The 7,524-nt window shown below is 68.0% G+C and carries 7 protein-coding genes; 3 read left to right on the forward strand and 4 right to left on the reverse strand.

Going from position 1 to position 7,524, the window contains the following annotated elements; genetic code table 11:
* The first annotated feature begins 2 nt into the window (after positions 1-2).
* From HC022_RS15040 to HC022_RS15050, 3 genes are all read left to right on the forward strand, one after another.
* Positions 3-1,337 (forward strand): NAD(P)/FAD-dependent oxidoreductase, encoded by a 1,335-nt coding sequence (locus HC022_RS15040; protein WP_167452992.1) that lies wholly within the window; start codon positions 3-5, stop codon positions 1,335-1,337.
* A complete protein-coding gene (locus tag HC022_RS15045; protein WP_167452993.1) occupies positions 1,334-2,455 on the forward strand; it encodes an FAD-binding oxidoreductase in 1,122 nt (373 codons plus the stop codon). The genes HC022_RS15040 and HC022_RS15045 overlap by 4 nt, the downstream gene beginning before the upstream one ends.
* Before the next feature lie 148 nt (positions 2,456-2,603).
* Entirely contained in the window at positions 2,604-3,605 is a 1,002-nt protein-coding gene (locus tag HC022_RS15050; protein WP_167452994.1) for an Ldh family oxidoreductase, read from the forward strand.
* Between the two features lie 89 nt (positions 3,606-3,694).
* Here the strand turns inward: HC022_RS15050 and HC022_RS15055 are convergent, their stop codons facing one another.
* The 4 genes from HC022_RS15055 to HC022_RS15070 all read right to left on the reverse strand — a co-directional run bounded on the left by HC022_RS15055 (position 3,695) and on the right by HC022_RS15070 (position 7,264).
* Entirely contained in the window at positions 3,695-4,966 is a 1,272-nt protein-coding gene (locus tag HC022_RS15055) for a TRAP transporter large permease (protein WP_008885416.1), read from the reverse strand.
* A gap of 2 nt (positions 4,967-4,968) precedes the next feature.
* Positions 4,969-5,463, reverse strand: a complete 495-nt coding sequence (locus HC022_RS15060) for a TRAP transporter small permease (RefSeq protein ID WP_167452995.1) — start codon at positions 5,461-5,463, stop codon at positions 4,969-4,971.
* A gap of 70 nt (positions 5,464-5,533) precedes the next feature.
* A complete protein-coding gene (locus HC022_RS15065; protein ID WP_175583588.1) occupies positions 5,534-6,508 on the reverse strand; it encodes a C4-dicarboxylate TRAP transporter substrate-binding protein in 975 nt (324 codons plus the stop codon).
* A 15-nt stretch (positions 6,509-6,523) separates the two neighbouring features.
* Positions 6,524-7,264, reverse strand: a complete 741-nt coding sequence (locus HC022_RS15070; RefSeq protein WP_089955266.1) for a FadR/GntR family transcriptional regulator — start codon at positions 7,262-7,264, stop codon at positions 6,524-6,526.
* Positions 7,265-7,524: the final 260 nt, after the last annotated feature.

Genomic DNA, 7,524 nt, shown 5'->3' on the forward strand with positions numbered 1-7,524 from the left:
GCATGGCCGCCGCGGTGACCGCCTCGAAGGCCGGTCTCTCGGTGGTGGTTCTGGACGAGGGCGAGGCGCCCGGCGGCCAGATCTACCGCGACATCGAGCGCACCACCCCCCGCCGCAGCGCCGTGCTGGGCGAGGATTACGTCGCCGGAGGCGCGCTTGCGAAGGCGCTGCGCGAGGCCGATCTCACCTACCTGCCGCGCAGCACGGTGTGGAACATCTCGACCGAGCGGCTGATCGACTTCTCCCGCGACGGCGGCTCCTCGCAGCTGCAGGCGAACTACATCCTCGTGGCCACCGGTGCCGTCGAGCGGCCGTGCCCGATCCCCGGCTGGACCAAGACCGGCGTCACCACCGTGGGCGCGCTGCAGATCCTGCTGAAATCCGCGGGCATCGTCGAGGAAAGCGCCGTGCTGGCGGGCTCGGGCCCGCTGCTGTGGCTGGTGGCCAAGCAGATGGTCGACGCCGGCGCGCCGCCCGTGGCGGTGGTCGAGACCACGCCCGCGGGCCGGATGCAGGCGGCACTGCCGCATCTCTTCGGCGCTCTCAAGGGGCATCGCTACCTCAGCAAGGGTCTGAAGCTCCTGCGCGCGGTCAAGGCCGCGGGCGTGCCGGTCTATTCCGCCGCCACCGATCTCGAGGTGACGGGCGAGACCGCGGCCACCGGGCTGCGCTTCACCTCGAAAGGCAAGCAGCACCTCGTCAGCGCCAACCACATCGCGCTGCATCAGGGCGTGGTGCCGAACCAGCAGGTCACCCGCATGCTGCGCTGCGAGCACCGCTGGGATGCCTCTCAGTTCTGCTTCCGCCCGGTGACGGATGCACGCGGACTCACCAGCTTCGAGAACGTCTACACGGCGGGCGACGGGGCGGGGATCATGGGCGCCGTCTCGGCGGCGCTGCAGGGCCGGCTCGCCGCGCTCGACATCGCGACGAAGCTCGGCAAGAGCGCGCCGGAACGGGCCGACCGGCTCGAGGCGGCGCTGGCCAGGGACGGGGCGGTGCGTCCCTTCCTCGAGGCGCTCTACGCCCCGGCGACTGCCTTCGTCCTGCCGGCGGACGGCGTTACCGTCTGCCGCTGCGAAGAGATCACCGCGGGCGCCATCCGCGAGGCGGTGGACCTCGGCGCGCCCGGTCCGAACCAGGTGAAATCCTTCCTGCGCACCGGCATGGGCCCGTGCCAGGGCCGGGTCTGCGGGCTGGTCGTGGCCTCGATCATCAACGAGCGCCGCAAGACGCAGATGGACGAGACCGGCTACTTCCGCATCCGCCCGCCGCTGAAGCCGCTGCAGCTGTCGGAACTCGCCAACTTCAAGCCGCTGGAAAAGCTCGAACCATGACCCATGGGACCGAAAAGACCGCCGACCTCGTGATCGTGGGCGGCGGTATCCATGGCTGCTCGGCCGCGATGTTCGCCGCGCAGCGCGGGCTCGATGTCATCGTGGTCGAGAAGGACACCGTCGCGCGCCATTCCTCCGGCGTGAACGCGGGCGGCGTGCGGCGGCTGGGGCGGCACTTCGCCGAGGTGCCGATCTCGCAGAAATCCATGGAGATCTGGTACGACCTGCCGGACATGGTCGACGACGACTGCGGCTTCCAGGTGGCGCCGCAGATCAAGGTGGCCGAGAACGCGGAAGAGCTCGAGAAGCTGGCGTCGCGGGCGCGGACGCTCCGGGGCATGGGCTTCGAACACGAGGTCATCCTCGATCACAAGGAGATCCGCGAGCATCTGCCCGCGGTCGCCGATCACGTGGTGGGCGGGCTCGGCAGTCTCACCGACGGTTTCGCGCAGCCCTACCAGACCACCTTCGCCATCTCCCGCCGTGCCAGGCGCGACGGGGCGCGGATCTTCGAGGGGCAGACCGTGACCTCGGTGCGCAAGGACGGCGCCGACTGGATCGTCGAGACAGCCGAGACCCGCTACCGCGCGCCCAAGGTGCTGAACTGCGCCGGGGCCTGGGCCGGAAAGCTCGCCGGCTCGCTCGGCGAGCACGCCCCGGTCGAGGCCGTCGCGCCGATGATGCTGGTGACCGCGCGGCTGCCGCATTTCTGCGACGCGGTGGTGGGGGCCACGGGCCGTCCGCTGTCGTTCAAGCAGATGCCCAACGGCACCGTGGTGATCGGCGGCGGCCGCAGGGGGCGGGCGGATACCTCGGGCGACCTCAGCGAGATGCTCTTCCCCGAGCTGCGGCTCACCGCGGAGACAGCGATGGACCTCTTTCCGATCATGCGCGGCGCCACCATCGTGCGCAGCTGGTCCGGGGTCGAGGGCCGGATGCCCGACGACATCCCGGTGATCGGCATGTCGGGCAAGCACGAGGGGCTCTACCACGCCTTCGGCTTCTCGATGCACGGTTTCCAGATGGGGCCGGGGGTCGGCAGCCTGATGGCAGAGCTCATCGCGACGGGGGCGACGCAGGCCCCGATCGCGCCGTTCTCGATCACCCGCTTCGCCTGAGCGGGACGGCTCTGCGCAGCCAGTGAGCGCGGATTTCCGAGTGGTTCCGGAAAGATGAAAGAGGCGGGGCTGTGCTCTGGTCTTCCCACGCGAAGACGGTAAACGGAAGGGGCCTGGCGCGATTGCCCGGCGCATCCGAGGACTGAGCATGGCTGAGAAGAGACTGGCGCCGGACGAGGCCGAGGCGCTGCTGACCCGCATCCTGATGCGGTGCAGGACGAGCGAGACCAACGCGCGCGCGGTGGCGCGGGCGCTGGTGGCGGCGGAGCTTGCGGGGCAGGCGGGGCATGGCTTCCGGCGGATGCCGTCCTACACGGGGCAGGCGCTCGCCGGGAAGGTCGACGGCTTCGCCACGCCGGTGGCCGAACAGATCCGCCCGGGCGCGCTCGCCGTCGACGCGATGCACGGCTTCGCCTATCCGGCTGTCGATCTCGCGCTCGACTGGCTGCCCGGCGCGGCGCGGGCGCAGGGCATCGCCATGGCGGGGATCCGGCGCTCGAACCATTGCGGCGTCGCCGGTGTCATCGTCGAGCGGCTGGCCAAGGCCGGCATGGTGGCGCTGCTCTTCGCCAACGCGCCTGCCTCCATCGCGCCCTGGGGTGGCAAGGTGCCGCTCTACGGCACCGACCCCATCGCCTTCGCCGCGCCGCTGCCCGGTGCCGCGCCGGTGGTGGTCGACATCGCGCTCTCGAAGGTGGCGCGCGGCAAGATCCTCGCCGCCACCCAGACCGGCGCGCCGATCCCCGAGGGCTGGGCCTTCGATCCCGACGGCAACCCCACCACCGACGCCCACAAGGGCCTCGCGGGCACCATGGTGCCAATGGGCGACGCCAAGGGCACGGCGCTGGCGCTGATGGTCGAGCTGCTTTGCGCGGGGCTCACCGGCGGGCGTTTCGGCTACGAGGCTACCTCGTTCTTCGACGACAAGGGCGGACCGCCCGAGACCGGTCAGTTGATCATCGCCATCGACCCCGGCGCCTTCGGGCCCGGCGCGCTCGAGCGGTTCGCGGCGATGGCGGCGATGATCGAGGGCATGGACGGCGCCCGGCTTCCCGGCCGGCGGCGCCAGCAGACCGCCTCCGATCTGGCCGAGGCGGGCATTCCCATCGACAGCGCCTTCCTCGCCGAGATCGAGGCGCTGGGGGCCTGATTCCACGACAAACAGGCGGCCCCGCGCCGCCCGCACAGAAAAACGGGGGCCCCGGTGGGGCCCCCGCGATGCTTCCGTGAGTGTGGTAATCAGACCAGCGCGAGCGACAGCGCCGGGATGAAGGTGACGAGGATCAGCGCCACCAACAGGGCCAGCAGGAACGGCCAGCCGCGGCGCATGAACTCGGCAAAGGAGGTGTCGGTCAGGTTGCAGACCAGCAGCATCACCGTGCCCACCGGCGGCGTCAGCGTCCCGAGCGCGAGGTTCAGGATCATCACGATGCCGAAATGCACCGGGTCGATGCCGAGCTGCAGCACCACCGGCTTGAGCAGCGGCACGAGGATGATCAGCAGCGCGTTGCCCTCGATGAACATGCCCAGCACCAGCAGGATCACGTTCACGATGATCAGGAACAGCCACGGGTTCTGGGTCAGCGACATGATCCATTCCGCCAGCGCCACGCCCGCCTGCTCCAGCGAGAAGATCCACGCCAGCGCCGAGGACATCATGATCACCAGCAGCACGGCGGCGGTCTGGCGCGCGGTGGAGCCGAAGGCGTCGGTGAGGTCGCGCATCTTCATCTCGCGATAGACGAAGAGGCCGATCAGGATGGTGACCACGGTGGCAATGGCGCCGGCCTCGGTGGGGGTGAAGACCGCAAGGCGGATGCCGCCGATGATCACGAGGATCAGCAGGAACGCGGGCCATGCCTCGACCAGCGTGCTGCCGGTCTCACGCGCCGTGGGCCAGGTCTGGCGCGAGGGCTTGTAGCCCTCCTTCTTGGCGACGAGGTAGACCGCGCCGATCAGCAGGCCCGAACACACCAGGCCCGGGATGATGCCCGCCACGAACATCGAGCCGATCGAGACGTCCGCCACGAGCCCGTAGATGATGAGCGCGATGCCCGGCGGCAGGATCGGGGTGATCAGCGCCGAGGTCGCGGTGATCGCCGCGGCGGTGCCCTTGTTGTAGCCCGCCTTGATCATGTCGGGCACCAGCATCCGGCACATCATCGCCGCGTCCGCGAGGTTCGAGGCCGAGAGTCCTCCCATCAGCGTCGACAGCATGACGTTGGTGTGGCCGAGCCCGCCGGTCAGCTTGCCGACCAGCAGGTCCGCGACCTTGAGCAGTCGCGAGGCGATGCCGGTGGTGCCGAGCAGCGTGCCCAGCAGGATGAAGAACGGGATGGCCAGAAGCGACGGGTTCTGCGTCGGCGCGATCAGCCGCTGCACCGCGATCTGGATCGGGATCTGCTGGAAGAACACGAAGTAGCCGAGGATCGCTGCGAACATGGCAAGGTAGATCCGCATGTTCAGCGCGAAGAGCAGGAACATGAACGGGATGATGATGAACCATTCCATGCTCAGTGCTCCCTGCTCATGTCTTCGGTTTCAGGGGCGTCGATGGGCTTGCCGGTCAGCAGCAGCCAGACCCGCCAGACCATGACCAGCGCGATGCCGATGGCGCCGACGGTGACGGCGATGTCGATCCAGAACCAGGAGATCCGCAGGATCTGCGTCTTCTTCAGCGCAGCACTTCCCGAGAGCACGTAGCCGAGCCACGCCATGTAGCCCAGAAGCCCCACCGAGGCTGCGCCGACGATCGCGCCAAGCCAGCGCACCAGCCCGTCGGGCAGGGCCATGGTGACGACGTCGATCTTGAGGTGGTGGTCCTCGATCTCGCAGGCGATGGCGCCCAGGAAGACGATCCAGATCAGCAGGAACGCGGACATTTCCTCGGTCCACTGGATCGGGGTGCCAAGCACGTAGCGGGCGACGACGGAGGCGGCGGTGATCGCGATCAGCGCGAACACCAGCAGCCCTGCCAGCGCGGAGACGAGTTTGAAGGAGAGCTTCATGACGGCCCTTGGGTCTGTTTGAACGGACTGCGCGGCCCCCGGGAGAGGGCCGCGCAGATATGTGCAGAGATTACTGGCCGAGTTGCGACCGGATCTCTTCGTAGAGACCCTCGGACCACTCGGGGAACTGGTCGTAGACCGCCATGGCCTTTTCGCGGAAGGGTTCCACGTCCGGGTAGGTCACGGTCACGCCCGCGTCCTGCATCGCCTCGAGGATCTTCTCGTCCTCGGCAGCGGCGAGCTCCTGGCTGTAGAGGCCCGCCTCGTAACCGGTTTCGTGCAGCATCTCGACCACTTCCGGGTCGAGCGTGTCGAAATAGGCCTGGCCACCGAGCCAGAGCGAGGTGTTCTGCAGGTAGGAGATCATCGACAGCTCCTTGGCCTGCTCGTGCAGCTTCTGGCCGAAGAGCACCGGCAGCGGGTTCTCGACGCCGTCGATCACGCCCTGGGTCAGCGCCGGGTAGACGTCGCCCAGCGGCATCGGCGTCGGCGTGCCGCCCATCGCCTCGATGGCACGGATCTGCATGATGTTGTTGGGGGTGCGGATCTTCGTGCCCTTCAGGTCATCCGGCGTCTCGACCTTCTTGGTCGCGAGCAGCTGGCGGGTGCCGTAGAGGTAGTTCTTGATGACGATGTGGATGCCCTGCTCCTGAAGCTTGGCTTCCTTTTCCTTGAACCAGTCGGATTCGTAGATCTTGAACAGGCTCTCGGCGTCGTCGGTCAGGTACGGTCCGAACAGGATGCCGAGGTCGGGGTCGTAATCGGTCAGGAAGCCCACGTCGGCGATGGTGATGACGTTGACGCCGAGCATGCCCTGCTCGATCACGTCCTTCTTCGCGCCCAGCTGCGACGAGGGATAGAGCTCGAGCACCACCTCGCCGTCCGACGCTTCGGCCACCAGCTCCTTCCAGCGGTTCATCACGAGGTCCGCGGGCTCGCCCGGGTTGTTCTCGTAGGCGATGCGGACGGTGGTCTCGGCAAGGGCGGGCATGGCCAGCATGATGGCCGTGGTGGCGCCAAGCAGGGTTTTCGTGAGCATGTTCATAGGATCTCCTCCGTATCAGCTCGTTTGTTTCGAATGGATGGGTCGCTGGACCGGCCAGATCGTGATCGGCTCGGAACGGCGTTCGCGCGTGGCCAGCCAGCTGGCCAGCACCTCGCCCGAATGCTGGAAATGGTCGGCCAGCGCCTGCGCCAGCGCCGCCGCGTCGCGGGACTCGAGCGCCGCGATGATGTGGTCGTGCTGGGCCTTGGCGGTCGCGGTGTTGAGCTCCTGCGACTTGCCGACCTCGAGATAGTATTTCAGCGGCACCGACAGCACGTCGTACATGCGGGCCAGCACCTCGTTGCCGGCGGCTTGCACCAGCCCGTAGTGGAAATCGTAATCCGCCTGCGCGGCTTCGGCGGCGGTCAGCGCCGCGACCATGCGGGCGTTGGCGGCGCGGATGGCGTCGAGCTGGGCGTCGGTGACGTGGCAGACCATCAGCGGCGCGGCGCCGGTCTCGTTGATGCGACGGAAGTTCAGCACGTCGGTGAAGCTGCGGGCGGAGGTGTCGAAGTGGTTGGTCAGCTCCTGGAACATCACCCCGAAATCCGGGGTGCGCACCCGCGCGCCACGCTTGGTCTTCTCGATGAGCGAGAGGGCTTCGAGATGGATCATGGTCTCGCGAATGGTGTTTCGAGACACCTCGAAGCGCTCGGCAAGCTCGCGTTCATTGGGAAGCAGATCGCCGGGCCGGAAGCCTTCGGCAATCTCGCGGCGCAGCACGTCGCGTATCTCCTCCACCGTCGATTTTGCCACCTGCTCCTCCTACAGACCTGGGATTTTGGTTGGACCATAGGGCCACAGAAAAGAGGCCGTCAAGGACGATTCTGACTGTTTGCGCTATCGGAGGCGCGGCGTCAGCCCCAGTTTACCGATGCGAGCAGAGTGGTCCGTGCAGTCGCCAGGTGGTGGTCGAAGGCGGCCAGCGCATCCTCGCCGCGGCCGCTCAGCACCGCCCGGATCACCGCGAGATGCTCCCGGATCGCCGCCCGGTTGCGCGCGGTCTCGTCCCGCTT

This window comes from Salipiger sp. HF18, assembly GCF_011806505.1.
Classification (GTDB): Bacteria; Pseudomonadota; Alphaproteobacteria; order Rhodobacterales; family Rhodobacteraceae; genus Salipiger; species Salipiger thiooxidans.